Source organism: Kitasatospora sp. NPDC056651 (assembly GCF_042792155.1).
GTDB lineage: Bacteria > Actinomycetota > Actinomycetes > Streptomycetales > Streptomycetaceae > Kitasatospora.
On sequence record NZ_JBHTWX010000019.1, the window covers coordinates 62,307 to 84,431 of the forward strand.

Below are 22,125 nucleotides of genomic sequence, written 5' to 3' on the forward strand. Positions count from 1 at the left end.
ATGACCACCACTGTTGAGCCGACCACGGCGACGGGCCGCGTCGCGCGGGTCATCGGCCCGGTCGTCGACGTGGAGTTCCCCGTCGACGCGATCCCGGACATGTACAACGCCCTGCACGTCGAGGTGGACAACCCCGACGGCACGGGCAAGAAGACCCTGACCCTCGAGGTCGCCCAGCACCTCGGCGACGGCATGGTCCGCGGCATCTCGATGCAGCCGACCGACGGCCTGGTCCGCGGTTCGCAGGTCACCGACACCGGTGCCGCGATCTCCGTGCCGGTCGGCCAGATCACCAAGGGCAAGGTGTTCAACGCCCTCGGTGACGTGCTGAACGTCGACAAGGACGAGTTCGAGTCGCAGGTCCAGGTCCGGTGGCCGATCCACCGCAAGGCCCCGGAGTTCAAGGACCTCGAGTCCAAGACCGAGATGTTCGAGACCGGCATCAAGGTCATCGACCTGCTGACCCCGTACGTCACGGGTGGCAAGATCGGTCTGTTCGGTGGTGCCGGTGTCGGCAAGACCGTTCTGATCCAGGAGATGATCTACCGCGTCGCCGAGAACTTCGGTGGTGTGTCGGTGTTCGCCGGCGTCGGCGAGCGCACCCGTGAGGGCAACGACCTCATCGACGAGATGGTCGACTCGGGCGTTCTGGACAAGACCGCGCTGGTCTTCGGCCAGATGGACGAGCCGCCGGGCACCCGTCTGCGCGTCGCGCTCTCCGCGCTGACCATGGCGGAGTACTTCCGTGACGTCGAGAAGCAGGACGTGCTCCTCTTCATCGACAACATCTTCCGGTTCACCCAGGCCGGTTCCGAGGTGTCGACCCTGCTCGGCCGCATGCCCTCCGCGGTGGGTTACCAGCCGAACCTGGCCGACGAGATGGGCCTCCTGCAGGAGCGCATCACCTCGACCCGTGGTCACTCGATCACCTCGATGCAGGCGATCTACGTCCCCGCGGACGACCTGACCGACCCGGCCCCGGCCACCACCTTCGCCCACCTGGACGCGACCACCGTTCTGTCGCGTCCGATCTCGGAGAAGGGCATCTACCCGGCCGTCGACCCGCTGGACTCCACGTCCCGCATCCTCGACCCGCGGTACATCGCGCAGACCCACTACGACACGGCCATCCGTATCAAGGGGATCCTGCAGAAGTACAAGGACCTCCAGGACATCATCGCGATCCTCGGTATCGACGAGCTGTCCGAAGAGGACAAGATCACGGTCCACCGTGCCCGTCGCATCGAGCGCTTCCTCTCGCAGAACACCTACGTGGCGAAGCAGTTCACCGGTGTCGAGGGTTCGACCGTGCCGCTGTCGGAGACCATCGAGGCCTTCAACGCGATCGCGGACGGCAAGTACGACTCCGTCCCGGAGCAGGCCTTCTTCATGTGCGGTGGCATCGAGGACCTCGAGAAGAACGCCGCCGAGCTGGCGAAGAAGTAATCGCGGCCGGTAGCAGCTGTGAGTGACCGTGAGGGGTGGCCCCCGAGCCTGGGGACCGCCCCTCACGTCGCATCGGGCTGTGATTCCGGTCAAATCCGTGCCGCCGGTTTCATGCCGGGGGCGCGGGGCCGTTATTCTTACCGAAACTCCCGAGTAATCGGGCGTTGCATGAGCCTAGGAGCCCACGTTGGCTGAGCTGCACGTCGAGCTGGTCGCAGCCGACCGCAAGGTGTGGTCCGGTGCGGCCACCATCGTCGTCGCCCGTACGGCCTCCGGTGACACCGGCATCATGCCGGGTCACACCCCGGTGCTGAGCGTGCTGGAGACCGGTCCCGTCACCATCCGCACGGTGGACGGCGGCACCGTGGTCGCCGCGGTGCACGGCGGCTTCATCTCCTTCGCCGACAACAAGCTGTCTCTGCTCGCGGAGATCGCCGAGCTGGCGGACGAGATCGACGTCGCGCGTGCCGAGCGCGCGCTGGAGAAGGCCAAGTCGGGCCTGGACGAGCACGCCGAGCGGCGCGCCGAGGTCCGTCTGTTCGCGGCGCGCGGCCTCAAGGCCCACGCCTGAGTGCGCCGGACCCCGGCTTGGCGGGGTCGACCGACGGTCCCGGGGACGCGTGAGCGTGACCCCGGGACTGTCGTCGTAGTTGGTAGGTCAGCGCGGTCGCTTGATACGACCGCTACGGGGAACGCGGGTAGCGAGGAGGTGGGTGAGCATGGTCCTCGCGCTTGTGGTGTGTGCGGCGGTCGTGGCCCTGGGTGTGATGGGCTTGATGGCCTTCGCCGTACGGCGCCGCCTGATCCAGCGGGTCGGCGGCACCTTCGACTGTAGCTACCGGCTCAAAATGCCCGCCGACGCCTCGACGCAGCCCGACCTCGACGAGAACGGCAGACCCACCTCGGCCCCGGTCCCTCCGACCGACGGCAAGGGGTGGGTTTTTGGTATCGGCCGCTACAGCGGTGACTCGATCGAATGGTTCCGGGTCTTCTCGTACGCCCCGCGTCCGCGCAAGGTGCTGCCGCGCCGGGAGATCGAGGTGCTCGGCCGGCGCTACCCGGAGGGCCAGGAGGAGCTGGCGCTGCTGTCCGGCTCGGTGGTGCTGCGCTGCCTGCACAACGGGGCGCCGCTGGAGCTGGCGATGAGCGAGGACGCGCTGACCGGCTTCCTGGCCTGGCTGGAGGCGGCGCCGCCCGGGCAGAGAGTCAATGTCGCGTAGCGACGAGACTCTCGGGATGGGGGCTCCCCCGGCCGGAGGGCGACAGCGGGTTAACGCCGCCTAACCTGCCCGGCTAGGCTGGCCGCATGGTCAATCTGACGCGCATCTACACCCGCACCGGCGATGACGGCACCACCGCGCTGGGCGACATGAGCCGGACCACCAAGACCGATCCGCGGCTGATCGCGTACGCGGACGCCAACGAGGCGAACGCGGCGATCGGGGTGGCCCTGGCCGTCGGAGAGCTGTCCGAGGACGTCACGGCGGTGCTGGTCCGGGTCCAGAACGACCTGTTCGACGTGGGCGCGGACCTGTCCACGCCGGTGGTGGAGGCCCCGAAGTACCCGCCGCTGCGGGTGCTCCAGTCGTACGTCGACCGGCTGGAGGGGGACTGCGACCACTACCTGGAGCAGGTGGAGAAGCTGCGCAGCTTCATCCTGCCCGGCGGCACGGCCGGCGCGGCCCACCTGCACCTGGCCTGCACGGTGGTGCGGCGGGCCGAGCGCTCGACCTGGGCGGCGATCGCGGAGCACGGCGACAGCGTCAACCCGCTGACCGCGAAGTACCTCAACCGGCTCTCCGACCTGCTGTTCATCCTGGCCCGGGTGGCCAACAAGGAGCGCGGCGACGTGCTCTGGGTCCCGGGGGAGAACCGCTAGGGCCGGGCAGGGCAGGGGCTAGACCCCGGTCCGGGTCCTCTCGGAGACCACCCGGCCGTTCTCGACCGTCACGCCGGCCGGCGGCTGCTTGGGCCAGAGCGAGTAGCAGCCGGCCACGACCACGTTGACCACGGCGGCGATGCCCAGCTTGAGGTACCACTGGGCGAAGGTGCCGAAGTGCGCGGAGCCGCCGGAGAGCGGGACGAGCAGGGTGATCAGGCTCAGCGTGATCGCCGCCGAGACGACCGTCCGGCCGGCGATCTGCCACTCGTACCTGGTCCGCTCCGGCCCGTACTTGGGTGAGGGCAGCGGCTTGGGCCCGCCGGCGAAGCGGTGCAGGAAGTGCCGGTCGGCCCAGCGGACGAGCGAGGGGCCGTAGCCGATCGAGAAGCCCGCGTAGCTCGCGGCCAGGGCGTGCGTCCAGCTCGGGACGGCGCCGCCGCGCAGGTCGAGGACGGTGAGCGCGTACAGGGTGAGGTCCACCACCGGCAGGCCGACCAGCAACGCGGTGCTGGTGCGGCGCAGGCGCAGCAGGTAGCGGGTGGCGAGGCCGAGGCCGAGCAGGATCCAGAAGGAGATCTCGGCCGCGACGATGAGGGTGACGATCACGTTCTGCTCCCGGGTGTTCGGCTGTGCTCCCAGCTTCGTGCCCGGGCGGCGCGGTGTCGTCGTCGCGGGGTGCCGTCCGGGCCTGCACCTTTCGATGTAGCGGGCTCCTCCGGGGACCTGAGCCGGGGGGCCGCCGGGAGTGGTGAGATGGGGACGTGCCCCTCCCGTTCCGTACCCTCCCCCCGCGCCGGTTGGACCAGCTGATCGCCCTGTGCGGGCTGCTCGGCGGCGTGGTGCTGATCGTCTTCAAGGTGTACGAGCGGCCCGACCGCCTGCCGGTGTGGTCGGTGCTGCTGCCGCTGGTGGTGATGGCGGCGCTGGAGCTGGTCCGGCGCACCCGGCCGGTGCTCGCGGTGACGGTCGGCGGGCTGGCCTTCGCGGGGAGCCTGTTCGTCGGCAGCCTGCTGGCGACGCTGATCATGTACACCGATCTGCTGTACGCGGCGGTGATCTACGGCAGCCCGCGGATGTCCCGGGTGCTGCACCTGACCGGCGGGGCCACCGTGCTGGTGCTCTCCAGCCTGGCCTGGTACTCCGGCGGCACCCCGGCCGGGCTGCTGATCGTGGTGGTGGGTTCGCTGGTCTTCCTGGCGCCGGTGTGGACCGGCGACCTGGTGCGCAGGCACCGGAGGGAGGCGGAGACCGAGCGGCTGCGGGCGGAGCAGACCGCGCTGCTGTCGGAGATGGACCGGCGTGAGGCGGTCGGCGCCGAACGGGCCCGGATGGCGCGGGAGCTGCACGACGTGGTGGCCAACCACCTGTCGGCGATCGCGATCCACGCCACCGGCGCGCAGTCGGTGGCCAGGCGCCGCAAGCTGCCCGAGGACGATCCGCTGGTGGAGGTGCTGGCGGTGATCCGGGAGAACAGCGTCCAGGGATTGGCCGAAATGCGCCGCATGATCGGACTGCTCCGGGACAGCGGCGGGAGGGAGGCGGACGAGTCCTACGCGGCGCCCGACCTGGCCGCCGTCGACGCCCTGCTGGCCAAGGCCCGGGCGGCCGGCCGGGACGTCGGGCTGGACTTCGAACTGGAGGAGCGGGGCGAGCGCGGCGACCTGCCGGTGCCGGTCGGGCTGGCCGCGTACCGGATCGTCCAGGAGTCGCTGACCAACGCGCTCAAGCACGCCGGGCCCGGACTGGTCAGCCTGCGGCTGGAGTTCGGGCCGCAGGAGCTGCGGATCGCCGTCGACAGCCCGTACCGCGACGCGCCGGGCCGCGGTCTGCCCGGAGCCCGGGCCGGGCTGGTGGGCATGGCGGAGCGGGCCGGGCTGCTCGGCGGCAGCTTCGAGGCCGGGCCGCGGGACGGGCACTGGAGGGTGCGCGCGGTGCTTCCGCGCGCCGGGGAGAGCGAGGGACGGGCATGACGGTCAGGGTGCTGGTGGCCGAGGACCAGGCGGCGGTGCGGGCGGCGCTGGTGATGATCCTGCGCGCCGAACCGGGGTTCGAGGTGGTCGGGCAGGCCGCCGACGGCGAGGAGGCCGTCCGGCTGGCGCTGGAGCTGCGGCCGGACGTGGTGCTGATGGACGTGCAGATGCCCCGGCTGGACGGCGTCTCGGCGACCCGCGAGGTGGTCGCCGCCGGGGCCGCGCAGGTGCTCGTGCTGACCACCTTCGACCTGGACGAGTACGTCTACGGCGCGCTGCGGGCCGGCGCGTCCGGCTTCCTGCTCAAGGACCTGGAGGCGGACACCCTGGTCGAGGGCATCCGTACGGTCGCGCGCGGGGACGGCATGCTGGCGCCCTCGGTGACCAAGCGGCTGATCGGGGCGTTCGCCCGCCCGGACCGGCCGGTCGGGCCGGAGGCCCGGGCGGCGGTGGCGGCGCTGACCGGCCGCGAGCGGGAGGTGCTGGCCTGCATCGGGGCCGGGATGTCCAACGGGGAGATCGCGGTCCGGCTGGAGATGGCGGAGGCGACCACCAAGACGCACGTCAGCCGCATCCTGGCGAAGCTGCGGCTGCGCAGCCGGGTGCAGGCGGCGATCCTGGCCCAGGACCTCGGGCTGACCGGCTGAGAGCACCCGGCCCGCCGTGCGTGACGTGCCGTCAGGTCTCCTCGGTGGCGCGGCCGGTGGGTGTTCCTCCGGCTACCAGGTGATCGGCAGTTCGCGCACTCCGCGGACGTACATCCCGGTCCGCCACCGCAGTTCCTCCTCGGGCAGGGCCGCCCGCAGGGTCGGCAGGCGGCGCAGCAGGGCGCCGAGCGCGACCTCCAGCTCCATCTGGGCCAGCGGTGCGCCGAGGCAGCGGTGGCGGCCCTTGCCGAAGGACACGTGGGGGTTGTCCGTCCGGTCGAGGCGCAGTTCGTGGGGGCGGGCGAAGACGTCCGGGTCCCGGTTGGCGCCGTCCGTCGCGGGCAGCACCACGGTGCCGGGGGCCAGGTCGGTGCCGGCCAGCCGGACCGGCTCGGTGACCACGTGCGGCACGCCGCCGGTGGCGTTCAGCGAGCTGAACCGGAGCATCTCGGTGACGGCGTCCGGCAGCAGCTCCGGTTCGGTCCGCAGGGTGTGGGCGAGCTCCGGGTCGCGCAGCAGGAGCAGGGCGCACGCGCCCAGCTGGTTGACCGTCGTCTCGTGGGAGGCGATCAGCAGCCCGTAGGCCAGGTGCACGGCCTCGTTCGCGCCCAGCCGTCCGTCGCGCACGGCCCCGGCGATCGGGCCCAGCAGGTCCTCGGCGGCCGGGTCGCGGTCCGCGAGGTGCCGTTCGAACTCGGCGAACATGGCGTGGTGCGCGGACTCGACCTCGGAGCGCCCGTAGGCCGTGGTGGACATCATCCGCTCCACCAGCGGCAGCAGCCTGGTCACCTGTTCGGCGGACAGGCCGAAGAGCCGGGCGCCGACCTCCACGGTGAGCGGCACCGCGAAGTCCGCGAGCAGGTCGGCCGGGGCGCCGCGCTCGGCCATCCGGTCCAGCAGGTCCTCCGTCAGCCGCTCGATCTCCGGGCGCAGCCGGGCGATCCGGCGGTGGGTGAAGGCCGGGGCGACGACCTGACGCCGCCTGGTGTGGTCCGGCGCGTCCGCGGCGTTCAGCGCCAGCGACTCGGGGGAGCGGGCGGTCAGGCCGAACCGGGCGGCGGCGGCGCGGCTGAACGCCGGATCGGTGAGCACCCGGCAGACGTCCTCGTGGCGGTGCACCAGGAGCGCGGTGGCGCCGCTGCGCAGCGTCACCGGGACCAGGCGGCCGCGCTCGGCGAGGCCGTCGTACTCCGGCGCGGGCGCGATGCCCGGGCACTCGGGGAACGGGAAGGGGGCCGGCGCGCTCACGCCTCGGCTCCCCGCTCGCGGGAGGCGCGGCCGGGGCGGTCCGTCGGGAGCCCGGCCCGCACCTCTCCTCCGGCCGGTCCGCTCCGCCCGCCGATGCGTGCCTGCCCACTGTTCATGCCCAGCTCTTCCGTCGTCGATCGGACGTTGTTCGGCCTCCGGAAGTATTCGGGGGAGTGGGTGGTCCGAGCCGGAAGCCCGGCTGACTCTGTCAGCTCCGGATTCGCGGTGCGGGCCGCTCCGTGCCCTCGCCGGGCCGCTCCGTGTCCTCGCCGGGGCGGCACGTCGGTCTCCGGTCCGGTCCGGTCGGGTGCAGATCACACTCCCGATCGCTATTGCGGGCGGGATCCGCGCACTAAAGTCCGCCGTGAGCAGTGCGGCTCCTCCGGCGGTGATCCCTGCCCTGAGCCGCCTTCAGGGCCCGCCCGCGGGGCGGCGACGGCATCGGGAGACCCAGCCATGAGCAATGCGTCCAGCAAGCAGATCGCCGTGATCGGTGCCGGCCTGATGGGCGCCGGCATCGCCCAGGTGTCCGCGCAGGCCGGCCACCCGGTGGTGCTGCGGGACGTCACGGAGGAGGCGCTCCAGCGGGGCCTGGCCGGCATCCGCGCCTCGTACGAGAAGTTCGTCGCCAAGGGCAAGCTGAGCGCCGAGGAGGCCGAGGCCGCGCTGGGCCGGATCACCACCACCACCGACCTGGGCGCGGTCGCCGAGGCCGACATCGTGGTCGAGGCCGTGTTCGAGAAGCTGGAGGTCAAGGAGGGCGTCTTCCGCGAGCTCGACAAGCTCGCCAAGGACGGCGCCGTGCTGGCCTCCAACACCTCCGCGATCCCGATCACCCGGATCGCCGCCGCCACCGGGCGCCCGGAGTCGGTCGTCGGCGTCCACTTCTTCTCGCCGGTCCCGATGATGAAGCTGGTCGAGCTGGTCCGCGGCTACAAGACCAGCGACGAGACGCTGGCCACCGCCCGCGCCTACGCCGAGGGCGTCGGCAAGGAGGTCGTGGTGGTCAACCGCGACGTGGCCGGCTTCGTGACCACCCGCCTGATCACCGCGCTGGTCGTCGAGGCCGCCAAGCTGTACGAGTCGGGCGTGGCCACCGCCGAGGACATCGACACCGCCTGCCGGCTCGGTTTCGGCCACGCGATGGGCCCGCTCCAGACCGCCGACCTGACCGGCGTGGACATCCTGCTGCACGCCGCCCGCAACATCTACACCGAGACCCAGGACGAGAAGTTCGCCGCGCCGGAGATCATGGCCCGCATGGTCACCGCCGGTGACCTGGGCCGCAAGAGCGGACGCGGCTTCTACCCGTACGAAGGCAAGTGACCCGGACGGCCCGAACGGGCGGCGGGCGGGGCGGTCGCGGCACCGTACCGCCCGCTCCGCCGGGGCGGGTGAGTTTCCTCACCTCGGTGCCGCAGACGGGTGATTTGGGCGGTAATCGAGCGTAGGTGTGGGGCCGACCTGCGTATATTCCCTCGGACGGGTGAAGTTGCCTCAGATCTGGCCGGAACCAGCAACCTGTGGAGCCGGTTCGCCGTCAGATGAGGGAACCCGGCATTCCGCCCGGGTCCGGATGTGGGGCCACGGTCCTCCCGGATGCACCCCCCGCCCCGTACCCGGCACGGCCGGGGCGGATCCGCCCCGTAGCAGGCCGTCCAGGCGAAGGAGGAGAGCATGCGCATCACCGGCGACCACACGGCGCTGGCCATCGAAGGCCGCCTCGACGTGCGCACCGCCGCCGACGCGCGGGCCCTGCTGCACCAGGCGGTGGACGGCGGCCTCGGCGACCTCGTGCTCGACCTCGGGCGGCTGGAGTTCTGGGACGCCACCGGTCTCGGCGTGATCATGGGCACCCACCGGCGGGCCGGCCGGATCGGCCGTCGGCTGGTGCTGCGTTCCGTCCCGGCCCAGCTCCAGCGGCTGCTGGTGGCCACCAAGCTGCACCGCATCCTGGCCGTCGACGGCGCCACCGAGGCGCACGGGGCCACCCTCTGACGCTGCGCCGCCCGCGCGCCCGGTCCGGTGGGATCCACCGGACGTGTCCGCCCTCCCGCGAGCCGCGCGCCGGACCGCGCGCCTGCGCGCCACCGCCCCCACCGGGCAACGCCCCTGGTCAGCGCCGCCCGCCCGGCGGCGGCCCCGGACGCCTCTGCACGGCCGGGCCCGAATGTGCGAGAGTCTGCCCGTCAGAAGACGGCCGCCGGGGCTGCCTCCAGCCCGGCCACGGCCGCGACCGGGACGTCAGCCGGACGGCGCGGGGCGCCGACGGCCGAGCACGATGCGGAGCAGAACGTGGCACAGCCATCCGGGGAGTTCCGTCAGGAAGCCGTCCGCGCCCGCGGCGGTGAACTGGTCTCCGGCGGCCTGCTGGTGGGCGTCGGCGCCCCGGACGGCTCCGAGGCCAGGCCCTGTCCCGAGGAGTGGCGTCCGCACCCCCGGCGGATCGGACGCAGCGAGCCCGCCCGGGGCCCGGCCGGCGGCGTCGGCCGCGCGGTCGGCCCGCTCGCGCTCGGCGCCGGCCCCGCCGACCTGCCGATGCTGGACCGCGAGGCCGACATCGCCGAACTGCTCGCCCTGCTCTCCGAGGGCCGCTCGATACGCCTGGTCGGCCAGGCCGGCTCGGGTCGCAGCGCACTGCTGTCGGCCGTCGCCGAGGCCGCCGCCGACCTCGCCCCGGGTGGTGTGGTGCAGCTCTGCGGCCACCGCCGGACCGTCCCCGACCTGCTCCAGGACCTCTTCGCGGCCACCCACCACGCCCCCGGCTTCCGGCCCGACCCCGGGCAGCTGGCCGTCCACCTCGCCGAGGTCGGCGCGATCGTCGTGATCGACGCCGCCGAACCCTCCGGTGCCGAGCTGGAGCAGCTGCTCGCCGCCGCCCCCGGCTGCGCCTTCCTGATCTCCTCCGCCCCGGACGGCCCACCGCTGCCGGCCGGCTCCCGGCTCCAGGACCACCTGGTGGCCGGGCTCTCCCGCTCCGCCTGCCTCGCCCTCACCGCCCGACTGGCCGGGCGCCCGCTGGACGTCACCGAGAAGGCCTGGGCGGTGGACCTCTGGTTCGAGTCCGAGGGCCTGCCGCTGCGCTTCGTCCAGGCCGCCGCGCTGCTGCGTCAGCGGGACGTCTCCGTGGACGCGCTGGTCGCCGCCGAGGACGACCGGATGGACGTCTTCGGTGTCGTCGCCGAGCCCGCCCACGACCCGGACCCGGCGGTCCGGGAGAGCGCGCTGCGCCGCACCGTCCCGTTGCCCTCGGTGCCGGAGACCGCCTCGCCCGCCGTCCGGCTCGCCGAAGGGCTGAGCGAGCCCGCACAGGCCGTGCTGCGGCTCGCCGTCGCGCTCGGCGGTGATTGCCCCACCGCCCCGCACCTGCCGGCGCTGATCGACGTCGGGCAGGGCGAGGCCGCCCTCGCCGAACTCACCGACGCCGGGCTGGCGGTGTCCGTCGACGGGCACCACCGGCTGACCGCCGGCGCGCTCGACCTGCTCGCCCCGCACTGGCCGGCCCGCGGCTGCGTCGACGGCGCCGCCCAGCACTTCGCCTGGTGGGTCGGGCACAGCTCGGTGACGCTGGAGCAGATCGCCGCCGAGGCCGAGGTGGTGATCGGCGTGCTGCTCGCCGACCGCTCCGCCGGGCGGCACGACGCGGTGGTCCGGCTCGCCCGGGCGGCGGCGCCCGCGCTGGCGCTGTCGCTGCGCTGGGGCGCCTGGGAGCGGGTGCTCGAACTCGGGCTGGAGGCGGCCCGCCGGACCGGCTCGCCGGTCGACCAGGCCTGGTTCCACCATGAGGCGGCCGTGCACGCGATCTGCGTCCGGCAGCCCTCCCGGGCCATCGCCGAACTGGAGACCGCGCTCACCCTGCGGGCCGCGGCGGGGGAGCAGCGCGGGGTGGCCGCCGCCGGACGGATGCTGGACCTGCTGCGCGCCGAGGGCCGGCAGCTGCCCGCCGCCGCGCCCGCCGCGGTGGCGCCCGCCCGGGCGCCGGTGATCCGCAAGATCGCGGCCCGGGTGCCGGCCGGCCTGAAGTCCAGCAGGCGGCGGCGGGTGGCCGTGCTCTCCACGGCCGTGCTGACCCTGGGGGTGCTCGGTACGGCGGTGGCGATGAGCTTCAGCGGGCCGGACGGGACCAAGGGGCCGGAGCCGCACGGCGGCCGGCCGGACACCGGTGTCGGCACCCCGGACACGCCGCACCCGCTGCCCTCCGGCAGCGGCGGCGCGGGCACCACCGGAGCCGGGCCGGGCAGCCCGGCGGGGCAGGGGAGCGGCCCGGGGCCGACCGCGAGCGGTGGCACCTCGCACTCGTCGGGCACCTCGCCGACGAGGCTGCCGAGTTCCCCGCCGGGGGCGGGCGAGTCGCAGAACCCGCAGCCGTCGGCACCGGGCCAGTCGCAGCAACCGGACCCGCAGCCGGGCCGGCCGCAGCCGTCCCAGCCGAGCGGGCAGCCCTCGAAGTCGCCGTCAGCGAGCCAGAGCCCGTCCTCCCCGGCGAGCACCCCGGGCACGCCGGCGACCACCTCCGGGGCGCCGACCAGCCCGAGCGGGCCGGCCGGTCCGAGCACCCCGGGGACCGGTCAGAACAGCTTGAGCTTGTCGTCGTCGATGCCGCGCAGCTCGTCGTAGTCCAGCACCACGCAGCCGATGCCGCGGTCGGTGGCCAGGACGCGGGCCTGCGGCTTGATCTCCTGCGCGGCGAAGACGCCCTTGACCGGGGCGAGCAGCGGGTCCCGGTTGAGGAGTTCGAGGTAGCGGGTGAGCTGCTCGACACCGTCGATCTCGCCGCGGCGCTTGATCTCGACGGCCACCGTGGCGCCGTCGGCGTCGCGGCAGAGGATGTCCACCGGGCCGATCGCGGTCGGGTACTCGCGGCGGATCAGCGACCAGCCGGAGCCGAGCACTTCCATCCGGTCGGCGAGCAGTTCCTGGAGGTGGGCCTCGACGCCGTCCTTGATCAGGCCCGGGTCGACCCCGAGCTCGTGGGACGAGTCGTGCAGCACCTCCTCCAGCGTGATGATCAGCTTCTCGCCGGCCTTGTTCTCCACCGTCCAGACCCCGTCGGCCTCCTTGAGGACGCACGGCGGGGACATCCAGTTGAGCGGCTTGTAGGCACGGTCGTCGGCATGGATGCTGACGCTGCCGTCGGCCTTGACCAGGATCAGCCTGGTGGCGGAGGGCAGATGGGCGGAGAGCCGACCGGCATAGTCGACTGAGCAGCGGGCAATTACGAGACGCACGGTCGACCACGCTAGCCCACCAGGGCCAGTTGATGCGATTCCGCGACGGCGGGGTGAAGAAGGCGCGAACCCGTCCAACATGGAGGTCGCACGGTCCCGCTGCCGCCCGTCGAGGTCTGGCGCCCCTCCCCCCGGTTCGCTACGGTGTGTGACGGCATGATTGCGGGATCGCTGTCAACGGGGATGGAGACTTCGGATGAACGGTCCAACGGGATCCGGCCAATCTGGTGCGCCGCACCGGATTTCCATGGAAATCCACAGGAACGACCAGTCTGCCGAGCCGTCGACTGCCACGCTGTTCTGAGCGCGTTCGGTATCCAGGACGTCACGTCCCGTGGTGCCGTCGCTCCTCGCGAAGGCGCCGGAACCCCTGTCCCTCGTGTTCCGGACCGCCCCATGCGAACCGCGCCCACCCTCACTGTGAGCTTGACCTACGCACGACCACCCGGGCGCCGCGCGGGTGGACCGCGAGAGGAGAATCCATGTCGCTCGACGTCTCACCGGCCCTGCTGGAGAAGGCCGAGCGGGGCGAGGTCGACGAGCGGGAATTCGTCGACTGCGTCCGCGTCTCGCTGCCGTACGCCTGGGACCTGATCAGCTCCCTGGTCGCCCAGGCGAAGGTCGACGGCACCGACTTCGCCGACAACCAGGTGCCGCCGCCCAGCGAGCAGGCCCGCGGCCAGCTGCTGCGCGCCCTCGCCAGCGATGCCATCCGGGGCGCGCTCCAGCGCCACTTCGGTGTCCGGCTGGCCTTCCAGAACTGTCACCGGGTGGCGGTGTTCCTGCCGTCGGAGCCCAACGAGGCCCGGTACGAGCGCTTCACCTCCGTCCGGGAGCAGCTGCTCAACCAGTCCGAGGAACTGCGGGACTGCTGACCCCGCCGTACCCCCGTCGCGGCGCCGGCCGCCCCGTCCCCTCGGTGCGGGGGAGGGGCGGCGGCCGCCCGGAGTGCTAGCCCAGCTGCGGCAGCACCTCGGAGCCGAGCCGGGCGATGTTGTGCAGGGTCGCCTCGTGTTCGCCGCTGCCCTCGGCGAGCAGGGCGAAGCGCCGGATCCCGGTGCGTTCGGCGGTGGCCAGCAGCCGGTCGGCGCACTGCCGCGGGGTGCCCACCGCGTGCAGGTCGCAGAGCAGCTCGGTGTACTGGCGCGGGTCGCGCATCGAGCGCTCGCGGCCGTCCACCGTGCGATGGGCGCCGAGGCCGTACTCGAACCAGCCGGGCATCGCGTTCAGCAGCGTGGACCGGGCCGCCGAGGTGCGGTCGTCGACCTGGGCCACCCCGGCGGCGACGTGCCGGCGGCCGACCCGGCGCAGCTGCTCCTCGCCGCGCCCGGCGGCCAGCCAGGCGGACCGGTACAGCTCCAGCATCCGCAGCTTGTCCTCGTCCCCGGAGTGCATGCCGAGCAGCATCGGCAGGCCGCGCTCGGCGGCCAGCCGCACCCCGCCCGGCGAGGTGCAGGCGACCACCACCGGCGGGCCGGCCACCGGCCGCCCGGTGACGGTGAGCTCCTCGCCGAGGCCCTCGTCGTCCCGGCGCTGGCGCGGGAAGCGCACCGGGCCGGACCGCCCGCCGAGGCCGAGCCAGCTGCTCAGTGCCGCCCGCCGCACCGGTTCGGTGGCCCGCGGCACCACCGCGACCTCGGGGAAGGCGAACTGCGGGCCGTCCGCGCCCACCCGGGAGCCGCGCAGCCAGCGCAGCAGCAGGTCCAGCCGCTCCGGGAAGCCGCGCTCGAAGGCGTCCACGCCGCCGCCGAACACGTCCAGGTCGATCCACGGTCCGCCGCGGCCCACCCCGAGCGTGAACCGTCCGCCGGAGGTGAGGTGGAGCAGCGCGGCCTGCTCGCCGAGCGCCACCGGGTGACGGGTGGAGAGCACGCTGACGGCCGTGCCGACGCCGATCCGGCGGGTGCGGCCGAGCAGCATCGCGGCCAGCGTGGCGGCGTCCGGGCAGACCCCGTACGGCACGAAGTGGTGCTCGGCCAGCCAGACGCTGTCCAGGCCCGCGCGTTCGGCCTCGACGGCGGAGCCGACGGTGCGCTCCAGCGCCTCGCCGTGGCTCTGCCCGGGGAACTGGGCGGACAGCAGGAACAGGCCGACCCGGACCGATCCGGTGGCCGGCGGCAGCGCGCCCGCGCGCTGGGCCGCGGGCAGCGGCTCGCCCGCGACGGCCGTCACCGGGGGGACGGTGGTCAGCGCCGGCCCGGGGACGGGTGGCCGGACCCCGACGGGTCGGCCGGTCTCGACGCGGGCGGTGGTCTTGCTCATGGTGGGGGCCTCCTCGGGTGCGCGCAGGGTCGCGGGCCCCGCCTCTTCCCCTTGTGGGTATCGGATGTCATGTGCCAATGGCACGCGGAACCCCCGATTTCCCCGATGATCGGGTGGATCTCTGCAAAAAGGCCGAAGTGTCGGACGGAGCCGTGGTAGTGGCCGTGCGGGAGTCGGGCCGGCCGTAGGCTGGAACGACCCACAGCCCAGCAGGAGAGGGAGTCCGCCGTGTCGCCGCGCCGCAACCGGATCAAGAGCGCCGCCCCCCGCGAGAGCGCCGAGCCGTCCGCGCCGCTCGGCGGTTCGCTGCGCCGCACCGAGAGCTACCAGGGTGACGACTGGGTGGTGCAGACGGTCGCCGGTACCGCGGGCCGCTCCTACCGCTGCCCGGGCTGCGACCAGGAGATCCCGTCGGGGATGGGCCACGTGGTGGCCTGGCCGATGCACGGCGCGGGGGTGGACGACCGGCGGCACTGGCACCGCGCGTGCTGGGGAGCGCGGGAGCGCCGGGCCTCCAACCTGCTGCGGGGCCGCGGCGCTCCGCGGTACTGACGGTCCCGTCGCGGGAGCCGCTGGGGCCTACGCGTCGCGCCGCTTGAGCACCAGCGCGCCGCCGACCAGGGCCGCCGCCGTCCAGGCCAGGCAGATCAGGAAGCCGGCCAGCGGCCCGTACGGCTGGTCGTGCTGCTGGTACACCAGCAGCATCCGCGAGCCCGCGTAGTCGGGGAAGTAGTGGGCCAGGGTCCGGACCTTCGGCACCGCCGAGAGGATCGGCGAGAGCAGGAAGAAGAACGGGACCAGCACGCCGAGCGCGAGCGTCTGACTGTGCAGCATCGTGGTGACGCCCGCCGCGAACAGGCAGAGCATCGTCAGGTAGAGCGCGGCCCCGAACACCGCGCGCAGCACGTTCGGCTCGCCGATCGTGGTGGAGTGCGAGCCGAGCAGCGACTGGCCGACGAAGAACGTGACGAAGGCCGTCACCAGCGAGACGGCGAGGGCGAGCGCGCCGAGCACCGCCGCCTTGCCGGTGAGCAGGGTGGCGCGCTGCGGGACGGCGGCCAGGGTGAGCCGGATCATGCCGCTGCTGTACTCGTTGCCGATCGCCAGCACGCCGAAGACGATGATCGCCAGCTCGCCGAGCTGGATGCCGGCGAAGGACGTGCTGGTGGCGTCGAACGGGGTCTGCCGGCTGCCCCGGAACTCGGCGAAGTTGCTGTTGGTGAGCAGGGACAGCAGCGCGCCGATGCCGACCGTGACGACGAAGGTCAGGGCGAGCGTCCAGACCGTCGAGCGGACGCTGCGGATCTTCGTCCACTCGGAGCGCAGGACCGCGGGGAAGGACGTCATCTCAGTTCTCCTCCTGCTGTGCCGTGGCGGTGGGCCGGGCGTCGTCCGGCTGTCGGCCGGCGCCCCACCGGGGGGTCGGACCGGCCGCGCCGGCCGCGTCCCGGCCCGGTCCGTCGCCCGCGTGGTACTCCACCGAGTCGGCCGTCATCCGCATGAAGGCGTCCTCCAGCGAGGCCTGCTGCGGGCTGAGCTCGTGCAGCACCACGCCGTGCCCGGCGAACAGCTCGCCGAGCCGGGCGATGTCCCCGTCGACCACCTCGTGGGAGCCGTCCGGGCCCGGTTCGTGGCGCAGGCCGGCCCCGGCCAGCACGTCGAGGATCCGCTCGGGCTCCGGGCCGCGCAGCCGGACGGCGGAGCGGGAGTTGCGCCGGATGAACTCCGGCATCGGCAGGTCGGCGAGCAGCCGGCCCCTGCCGATGACCACCAGGTGGTCGGCGGTGACGGCCATCTCGCTCATCAGGTGGGAGGAGACGAAGACCGTCCGGCCCTCGGCGGCGAGGCGTTTCATCAGGTTGCGGACCCAGAGGATGCCCTCCGGGTCCAGGCCGTTGACCGGCTCGTCGAACATGATGATCTCGGGGTCGCCGAGCAGGGCGGAGGCGATGCCCAGGCGCTGGCCCATGCCGAGCGAGAAGCCGCGGGCGCGTTTGCGGGCCACCGGGGTGAGGCCGACCAGGGCGAGCACCTCGTCCACCCGGCGTTCGGGGACGCGGTTGCTCTGGGCGAGCCAGAGCAGGTGGTCGCGGGCGGTGCGGCCGGGGTGGACGGCCTTGGCCTCCAGCAGGGCGCCGATGTACTTGAGCGGTTCGCTGAGCTGGCCGTAGTGCTTGCCGTCGATGGTGACCCGGCCGGCGGTGGGGCGGTCGAGGTCGAGGATCATGCGCATGGTCGTGGACTTGCCCGCGCCGTTCGGGCCGAGGAAACCGGTCACCACGCCCCGGGGGACCTGGAAGCTGAGCCGGTCCACCGCGAGGGTCTTGCCGTAACGTTTTGTCAGCTCGTGCAGCTCGATCATTCGCGCTCCCTCAGTTCCTTGCCAGGCTAGGACAAACGGGATATCTCGGCCCGCTGAGTGGGCCCGCACGGCGCACCGCAATAGGTTGGGCGCATGACCCAGCTCCCCTCCGCAGTGTCCGTCCGCGAGAGCGGTACCGGAACACCCCTCGTGCTGCTGCACGCCTTTCCGTTGAACGCCTCGATGTGGTCGTCCCAACTGGACGCGCTGCCCGGCCTGACCGGGGACGAAACGCGGGTGCTCGCCCCCGACCAGCGGGGGTTCGGCGGCACCGCGCTGGGTGGAGACGACCCCTCCCTGGACCCGGTCGCGGACGACCTCGCGCTGCTGCTGGACGCGGCCGGGATCGAGCGCGCGGTGGTCGGCGGGCTCTCCATGGGCGGCTACGTGGCACTGGCCTTCGCCCGCCGCCACCCCGGCCGGCTCGCCGGGCTGCTGCTCGCCAACACCCGGGCCACCGCCGACACCGACGCGGTCCGGGCCAACCGGGAGCGGATCGCCACCGCCGTCACCGCGCGGGACAGCGTGGGACTCCTGCTGGACGAGCGGGTCGCGGCCGGGCAGCTCGGCCCCCACTCCCAGCACCTGGTGGAGCGGGTGCAGGCGATGGTCGCCGCCGCGCCGCCGGCCGCCGTCGCCTGGGCCCAGCGGGCCATGGCGGCCCGCCCGGACTCCCGGGACGTGCTGGCCGCCCTGCGGGTGCCGGTCGCGATCGTGACGGGCGCCGACGACGCCCTGGTGGCGCCGGAGGAGGCGGAGCTGATGCTCGGCGTCCGGCCGGACGCCGAGCTGACCGTCCTCCCCCGGGTGGGCCACCTGAGCGCCCTGGAGGCGCCCGAGGCCTTCGACGCCGCCGTGCGCGCCCTGCTCGCCCGGGTGGCCGCCGGATGAGTCAGGAGAGCCAGGACTCGGCGGCCTGGGACTACTCGGCACTGGAGGTGACCGGCCGGATGCCCGTGACCAACCGGGGCGAGGGGCTGGTCGAACTGACCCTGGAACCGCTCGGCGAGGACTACTGGATGCGCCCGGGGGAGACCTTCATCGTCACCTCGTACGGCGACTACGGGCCCGGCCATCCCTTCGAGGTGCAGTACTGGCCGGACTCGGTGTCGGTCTGGTGCACCTCCTGGTTCGGCACCGTCTCGGACGACGAGGGCAACCAGCTCAGCAGCGGCCACCAGCGCCCCGACGGGGCCTACCCGCGGTAGGTCCCGCCGGGCGGGCGCGGAAGCCGCCCGAGGTGATGACGGCGCGAAAGCGGACAGGCCCTCACCCGGGCGGGTGAGGGCCTGTGGTGCCGTTCGGGCCGGCGTGCGTCAGCGCGACTGCTGGGCGGGCACGCCCATGGTGTCGTCGTTCGGCAGCGAGGCGGCGGCCACGGCCGCGCCGGTCAGCGTCGCCAGCATCTCGCGGACGTTGGTCAGCTGGGCGTTGATGCTGTCGCGGCGGTTGGTGAGCGCCGCCAGCTCGCGCTCGGATTCGCTGCGGATGCGGTCGGCCTTGGCGTTGGCGTCGGCCACGATGTCCTCGGACTGGCGCTGGGCCGTCTCGACGGTCTGGCGGGCGCGGCGCTCGGCGTCGGTGCGCAGCTTCTCGGCCTCCAGACGCAGCTGCTCGGCCCGGTGCTCGATCTCGGCCAGGCGCTTCTCGGCCTTGGCCTGACGGGCGGCCAGGTCGCGCTCGGACTGCTCGCGGCGCTTGGCCAGGTTGGTCTCGAACTCCAGCGCGGCCTGGGCGGCCTTGGTGCGGGTGTCCTCGAAGAGGGCGTCCGCCTCCTCGCGCTTGTTCTGGGCGTCCTTGTTGGCCTCGGCGCGCAGCTGGGCGGCGTCGCTCTTGGACTTGTCGACGATCCGCAGACCCTCGTCCTCCGCCTTGGCCTTGCGGTCCTTGGCGTAGTTCTCGGCCTCGGTGCGGACCTGCTGGGCGGCGGCCTCGGCGAGCTCGCGGTGCTGCTCGGCGGCGCGGTGCGCCTCGTCGCGCAGGTCCTTGGCCTCCTCCTCGGCGAGTCGCAGGATCTTCTCGACCCGGGCGCCGAGACCGGCGTAGGAGGGCTCCTGCTCGACGACCGCCGCCTGGGCGGACTGGGTCTCCAGGTGGAGTTCCTCGATGCGCTTCTCCAGCGCACTGATCCGGGTCAAGGCACTGTCACGGTCGGCCACCAGCTTGGTGATCCGCTCGTCGACCTGGGCGCGCTCGTACCCACGGCGCACCAGGTCGAAGCCGTGAGGGGAGTGACTGTCGCTCATGGGGTTCTGGGCTTCCTGTCGTCAAACCGCTGAGGTGGTTGAGGGAATCCTGACACGGTACCGGAGTGTCGGCGGCGATACGCCGTCCTCTCACGGACAATGACCGCCAATGTCCGCTCAATCGGGTGGTGAGCTCTTGGAGCGATTGCCACCCGACCGGGGGGAGCCAACTCCGGCACCCGCCTTGGCGCCCCCGTCCTTCTTGGTACTGCTTCCCCCGTTGGCCTGGGCGACCGGTGACGGTGCCTCGAACGCCTCCAGGGCGGACAGCACGTCCTGGACCCTGGAGATCTCGGTGTTGATGTCCTTGCGGCGGCGCACCAGTTCGTCCAACTCGCGCCGGCCCTCGTGGGTGACCCGCTTCGCCTCGGCCTTGGCCTCGGCGAGCAGCCGCTCGGCCTCCGCCTTCGCCAGCTCGATCTGCTCGTCCGCGGCCTCGTCGGCGTCCCGCAGCCGCTTCTCCGCCTCGGCGGCGGCCCGGTCCAGCCGCTCCTCGGCCTCGGTCTCGGCCGACGTGAGCTTGGCCTCGGCCTTCTCGATGAGCGTCTCGGCCCGGCCGGTGGAGTTCGCGAGCTTGGTCTCCGCCTCCTTCAGCAGGCCCTCGGCCTTGCGGACGGCGGACAGCCGGACCTTGCTGGCCTCCGCGGAGGCCTCCGAGGTCAGCTCGTTCGCCCGGTCGTCGGCGGCGGCGACCAGGGCCGCGGCACGGTCCTCGGCCTCGGCGACGGTGGCCACCGCCTGCTCCTCGGCCTCGGTCAGCTGCTCCTGGGCGGCCGTCACCAGCGCGTCCACCCGCTCGCCGGCCGACTTCATGGCCGCCGCGTTCTCCTTGCGGGCGCGCTCGTGCAGCGCCTCCACCTCGGCGTCGGTGCGCTCGCGCAGCTCCTCGGCGCGCTCGCGGATCGCGGTCGCGTCCCGGCGGGCCTCGGCGAGCAGCGCGTCCGCGTCGGAGCGGCCCTTCTCGACCTCGGCCTGACCGGCCGCCTCGCCGGCGGCGACCAGCCGGTCGGCCTCCTTGCGGGCGGCGGCGACCATCGCGTCGGCCTGCTCCTCGGCGGCGGCGGTGGTCGCCAGCGCGGTGGTCTGGGCGTCCTCGCCGAGCGACTCGGCGTCCGCGAAGGCCTTCTCCAGGACGGACTTGGCCCGCTCGCGGGTGGCCTTGTCGAACTGCTCGGCGGCGTCCCGGGTCTGCTCGTCGTAGGCGTCGGCGCGGGTGCGGGTGGCCGTCTCGTAGTCGTCGGCCAGGGTGCGGGTGGCGAGGGCGTACTCCTCGGCCTCGGCGCGCAGACCGGCGGCCAGCTCCTCGGCGTCGGCGACGGTGCGGGCGCCCCGGGCCTCGGCCTCGGCCACCGTGCGGGCGGCCCGCGCCTCGGCGTCGGTGCGCAGCTGCTCGGCGGTCTCCTGGGCGGCGTGCAGCTCGGCCTCGGCGTCCGTGCGCAGCTGCTCGTCGTAGGCCCGGGCCTCGGCGCGCAGACGGCCGATCTCGTTCTCGGCGGCCTCCCGCTCGGCGGCCAGCTCCAGCTCGGTCTGCTCGCGCAGGGCGGTGGTCTCGGCCTTGGTGCGGGCCCGCCGGTCGGCGGTCTCGCGGTCGACGAGCTCGCGCTGCTCGGCGGCCTCGCGCTCGGCCAGGGCACGCAGCTCGGTGGCGTACGCCTCGGCGGCCTCGCGCTGCTCGGTGGTCTCCCGGTCGGCCAGTTCGCGCTGGTCGCCGGTCTCGCGGTCGGCGAGGGCGCGCTGTTCGGCGGCGTCCTGTTCGGCGGCCTCCCGGACCTCGGCGGCCTCCCGGGCGGCGGTGGCCTTGAGCGCGGAGATCTGCTCGGCGGCGGCCTCGTACATGCCGGCCACCGACTGGCGGACCTCGGCGGCCTCCTCCTCGGCGGCGGACACCAGGTCGGCGCCCTCCGACCTGGCGACGGCGACCAGCTCCTCGCCGTCGGCCTTGGCCTGCTCCAGCTCGGCGGCGGCCTCGGCGCGGATGTCGTCGGCGGCGGCGCGGGCCTCGGACATCGCCCGGCCGGCCTCGGCGCGGACAGTCTCGGCCTGCTCGTTGGCCAGGGCCAGTTCGGCGGCGGCCTTCTCGCGGCTCGCCTTGGCGTCCTTGGCGGCCTCGTCCCGGCGCCGCTCGGCGGTGGCCTCGGCCCGCTCCAGCGCCTCGTCGGCGGCGGTGCGCCGCTCGGTGGCGTAGGTGTCGGCCTGCTCGCGGACGTCGGCGGCGTGGGCCTCGGCGGCGGCGTGGGCCTCGGTGGTGTGCCGGTCGGCCTGCTCGCGGGCTTCGTCGGCGTACGTCGTGGCGGCTTCGCGGACCTCGACGGCGTAGGTCTCGGCGGCCTCGCGGACCTCGGCGCTGTGCCGGTCGGCCGCCTCGCGGACCTCGGCGCTGTGCCGGTCGGCCGCCTCGCGGACCTCGGCGGTCTCCGTCGCGGTGCGCTGGGTGAGGTCGGTGGCGTGCCGGTCGGCCTCGGTGCGCACGCGTTCGGCGTGGGCCTCGGCGCTCTCGCGCAGCTGGGTGGTCTCCTGCTGGGCGAGGGCCCGCAGCTCACCGGCGGCCTGCTCGGCCTCGGCCCGGGTGTCCGTGGCGTAGCCGTCGGCCTGCTCGCGGACGTCGGCGGCGTAGGCGTCGGCGCCGGTGCGCTGCTCGTCGGCGTACGTGTCGGCCTGCCCGCGGGCTTCGTCGGCGTACGTCGTGGCGGCTTCGCGGACCTCGACGGCGTACGTCTCGGCGGCCTCGCGGACCTCCGTGGTCTCCGTCGCGGTGCGCTGGGTGAGGTCGGTGGCGTGCCGGTCGGCCTCGGTGCGCACGCGTTCGGCGTGGGCCTCGGCGCTCTCGCGCAGCT

20 protein-coding genes and 1 pseudogene are annotated in these 22,125 nt (G+C 73.7%); 13 read left to right on the forward strand and 8 right to left on the reverse strand.

What is annotated here, in order from left to right; genetic code table 11:
• From atpD to ACFRAR_RS10800, 4 genes are all read left to right on the forward strand, one after another.
• Entirely contained in the window at positions 1-1,446 is a 1,446-nt protein-coding gene (gene atpD / locus ACFRAR_RS10785; protein WP_380697066.1) for a F0F1 ATP synthase subunit beta, read from the forward strand.
• A 187-nt stretch (positions 1,447-1,633) separates the two neighbouring features.
• Positions 1,634-2,017, forward strand: a complete 384-nt coding sequence (locus ACFRAR_RS10790; RefSeq protein ID WP_380448343.1) for a F0F1 ATP synthase subunit epsilon — start codon at positions 1,634-1,636, stop codon at positions 2,015-2,017.
• 148 nt (positions 2,018-2,165) lie between these two features.
• Entirely contained in the window at positions 2,166-2,666 is a 501-nt protein-coding gene (locus ACFRAR_RS10795) for a DUF2550 domain-containing protein (protein WP_380697068.1), read from the forward strand.
• Positions 2,667-2,752: 86 nt separating this feature from the next.
• Complete coding sequence (locus tag ACFRAR_RS10800) at positions 2,753-3,325, forward strand: cob(I)yrinic acid a,c-diamide adenosyltransferase (protein WP_380697070.1); 573 nt, start codon at positions 2,753-2,755, stop codon at positions 3,323-3,325.
• Between the two features lie 18 nt (positions 3,326-3,343).
• On the opposite strand, the gene ACFRAR_RS10805 is transcribed toward ACFRAR_RS10800, so the two are convergent.
• The gene (locus tag ACFRAR_RS10805) at positions 3,344-3,934 is read right to left on the reverse strand and encodes a hypothetical protein (protein ID WP_380697072.1); all 591 of its coding nucleotides are present in this window, start codon (positions 3,932-3,934) and stop codon (positions 3,344-3,346) included.
• 191 nt (positions 3,935-4,125) lie between these two features.
• On the opposite strand from ACFRAR_RS10805, the gene ACFRAR_RS10810 reads away from it, so the two are divergent.
• Both ACFRAR_RS10810 and ACFRAR_RS10815 read left to right on the forward strand, forming a co-directional pair.
• Positions 4,126-5,298, forward strand: coding sequence for a sensor histidine kinase (locus ACFRAR_RS10810; RefSeq protein WP_380697074.1), 1,173 nt, complete (start codon positions 4,126-4,128; stop codon positions 5,296-5,298).
• Positions 5,295-5,945, forward strand: a complete 651-nt coding sequence (locus tag ACFRAR_RS10815; protein ID WP_380697076.1) for a response regulator — start codon at positions 5,295-5,297, stop codon at positions 5,943-5,945. Before ACFRAR_RS10810 ends, ACFRAR_RS10815 begins: the two co-directional genes overlap by 4 nt.
• A 72-nt stretch (positions 5,946-6,017) precedes the next feature.
• On the opposite strand, the gene ACFRAR_RS10820 is transcribed toward ACFRAR_RS10815, so the two are convergent.
• Positions 6,018-7,193, reverse strand: coding sequence for a cytochrome P450 (locus ACFRAR_RS10820; RefSeq protein WP_380697078.1), 1,176 nt, complete (start codon positions 7,191-7,193; stop codon positions 6,018-6,020).
• Between the two features lie 456 nt (positions 7,194-7,649).
• On the opposite strand from ACFRAR_RS10820, the gene ACFRAR_RS10825 reads away from it, so the two are divergent.
• From ACFRAR_RS10825 to ACFRAR_RS10835, 3 genes are all read left to right on the forward strand, one after another.
• Entirely contained in the window at positions 7,650-8,519 is an 870-nt protein-coding gene (locus ACFRAR_RS10825; RefSeq protein ID WP_380697080.1) for a 3-hydroxyacyl-CoA dehydrogenase family protein, read from the forward strand.
• Between the two features lie 351 nt (positions 8,520-8,870).
• Positions 8,871-9,191, forward strand: coding sequence for an STAS domain-containing protein (locus ACFRAR_RS10830; protein ID WP_380697082.1), 321 nt, complete (start codon positions 8,871-8,873; stop codon positions 9,189-9,191).
• A 297-nt stretch (positions 9,192-9,488) separates the two neighbouring features.
• The gene (locus ACFRAR_RS10835) at positions 9,489-11,810 is read left to right on the forward strand and encodes an ATP-binding protein (protein WP_380697084.1); all 2,322 of its coding nucleotides are present in this window, start codon (positions 9,489-9,491) and stop codon (positions 11,808-11,810) included.
• Here the strand turns inward: ACFRAR_RS10835 and nucS are convergent.
• On the reverse strand, positions 11,762-12,421 hold the full coding sequence (gene nucS, locus ACFRAR_RS10840) for an endonuclease NucS (protein ID WP_189915743.1): 660 nt from the start codon (positions 12,419-12,421) through the stop codon (positions 11,762-11,764). The genes ACFRAR_RS10835 and nucS overlap by 49 nt on opposite strands.
• A gap of 482 nt (positions 12,422-12,903) precedes the next feature.
• Here nucS and ACFRAR_RS10845 point away from each other — a divergent pair, with 482 nt between their 5' ends.
• Positions 12,904-13,296 carry an SCO5389 family protein gene (locus ACFRAR_RS10845; protein WP_316526255.1) on the forward strand — a complete coding sequence of 131 codons (393 nt, stop codon included), beginning with the start codon at positions 12,904-12,906 and terminating at the stop codon, positions 13,294-13,296.
• Between the two features lie 76 nt (positions 13,297-13,372).
• Here ACFRAR_RS10845 and ACFRAR_RS10850 read toward each other — a convergent pair whose 3' ends face one another.
• A complete protein-coding gene (locus ACFRAR_RS10850; RefSeq protein ID WP_380697087.1) occupies positions 13,373-14,683 on the reverse strand; it encodes an LLM class flavin-dependent oxidoreductase in 1,311 nt (436 codons plus the stop codon).
• Positions 14,684-14,911: 228 nt separating this feature from the next.
• Between ACFRAR_RS10850 and ACFRAR_RS10855 the strand changes: the two genes are divergently transcribed.
• The gene (locus ACFRAR_RS10855; RefSeq protein ID WP_380697089.1) at positions 14,912-15,235 is read left to right on the forward strand and encodes an ATP/GTP-binding protein; all 324 of its coding nucleotides are present in this window, start codon (positions 14,912-14,914) and stop codon (positions 15,233-15,235) included.
• Between the two features lie 27 nt (positions 15,236-15,262).
• Here the strand turns inward: ACFRAR_RS10855 and ACFRAR_RS10860 are convergent, their stop codons facing one another.
• Positions 15,263-16,030: an ABC transporter permease gene (locus ACFRAR_RS10860; RefSeq protein ID WP_380697091.1), complete on the reverse strand. Its 768-nt coding sequence runs from the start codon at positions 16,028-16,030 to the stop codon at positions 15,263-15,265.
• Between the two features lies 1 nt (position 16,031).
• A complete protein-coding gene (locus ACFRAR_RS10865) occupies positions 16,032-17,045 on the reverse strand; it encodes an ABC transporter ATP-binding protein (protein ID WP_380697093.1) in 1,014 nt (337 codons plus the stop codon).
• 93 nt (positions 17,046-17,138) lie between these two features.
• Between ACFRAR_RS10865 and ACFRAR_RS10870 the strand changes: the two genes are divergently transcribed.
• Together ACFRAR_RS10870 and ACFRAR_RS10875 are read left to right on the forward strand one after the other, a co-directional pair.
• Entirely contained in the window at positions 17,139-17,936 is a 798-nt protein-coding gene (locus ACFRAR_RS10870) for an alpha/beta fold hydrolase (RefSeq protein ID WP_380697095.1), read from the forward strand.
• Entirely contained in the window at positions 17,933-18,253 is a 321-nt protein-coding gene (locus tag ACFRAR_RS10875) for a hypothetical protein (protein ID WP_380697097.1), read from the forward strand. The genes ACFRAR_RS10870 and ACFRAR_RS10875 overlap by 4 nt, the downstream gene beginning before the upstream one ends.
• A gap of 108 nt (positions 18,254-18,361) precedes the next feature.
• Here the strand turns inward: ACFRAR_RS10875 and ACFRAR_RS10880 are convergent, their stop codons facing one another.
• Together ACFRAR_RS10880 and ACFRAR_RS10885 are read right to left on the reverse strand one after the other, a co-directional pair.
• Entirely contained in the window at positions 18,362-19,291 is a 930-nt protein-coding gene (locus ACFRAR_RS10880) for a cellulose-binding protein (protein ID WP_224283202.1), read from the reverse strand.
• 117 nt (positions 19,292-19,408) lie between these two features.
• Positions 19,409-22,125: pseudogene (locus tag ACFRAR_RS10885) on the reverse strand (hypothetical protein); the annotation flags it as partial.

Coding starts and splice junctions, on each gene's coding strand:
- ACFRAR_RS10795 (WP_380697068.1), top strand. CDS start 2,166: ATGGTCCTCGCGCTTGTGGTGTGTGCGGCGGTCGTGGCCCTGGGTGTG.
- ACFRAR_RS10870 (WP_380697095.1), top strand. CDS start 17,139: ATGACCCAGCTCCCCTCCGCAGTGTCCGTCCGCGAGAGCGGTACCGGA.
- ACFRAR_RS10815 (WP_380697076.1), top strand. CDS start 5,295: ATGACGGTCAGGGTGCTGGTGGCCGAGGACCAGGCGGCGGTGCGGGCG.
- ACFRAR_RS10800 (WP_380697070.1), top strand. CDS start 2,753: ATGGTCAATCTGACGCGCATCTACACCCGCACCGGCGATGACGGCACC.
- ACFRAR_RS10845 (WP_316526255.1), top strand. CDS start 12,904: ATGTCGCTCGACGTCTCACCGGCCCTGCTGGAGAAGGCCGAGCGGGGC.
- ACFRAR_RS10850 (WP_380697087.1), bottom strand. CDS start 14,683: ATGAGCAAGACCACCGCCCGCGTCGAGACCGGCCGACCCGTCGGGGTC.
- ACFRAR_RS10875 (WP_380697097.1), top strand. CDS start 17,933: ATGAGTCAGGAGAGCCAGGACTCGGCGGCCTGGGACTACTCGGCACTG.
- atpD (WP_380697066.1), top strand. CDS start 1: ATGACCACCACTGTTGAGCCGACCACGGCGACGGGCCGCGTCGCGCGG.
- ACFRAR_RS10880 (WP_224283202.1), bottom strand. CDS start 19,291: ATGAGCGACAGTCACTCCCCTCACGGCTTCGACCTGGTGCGCCGTGGG.
- ACFRAR_RS10825 (WP_380697080.1), top strand. CDS start 7,650: ATGAGCAATGCGTCCAGCAAGCAGATCGCCGTGATCGGTGCCGGCCTG.
- ACFRAR_RS10830 (WP_380697082.1), top strand. CDS start 8,871: ATGCGCATCACCGGCGACCACACGGCGCTGGCCATCGAAGGCCGCCTC.
- ACFRAR_RS10860 (WP_380697091.1), bottom strand. CDS start 16,030: ATGACGTCCTTCCCCGCGGTCCTGCGCTCCGAGTGGACGAAGATCCGC.
- ACFRAR_RS10865 (WP_380697093.1), bottom strand. CDS start 17,045: ATGATCGAGCTGCACGAGCTGACAAAACGTTACGGCAAGACCCTCGCG.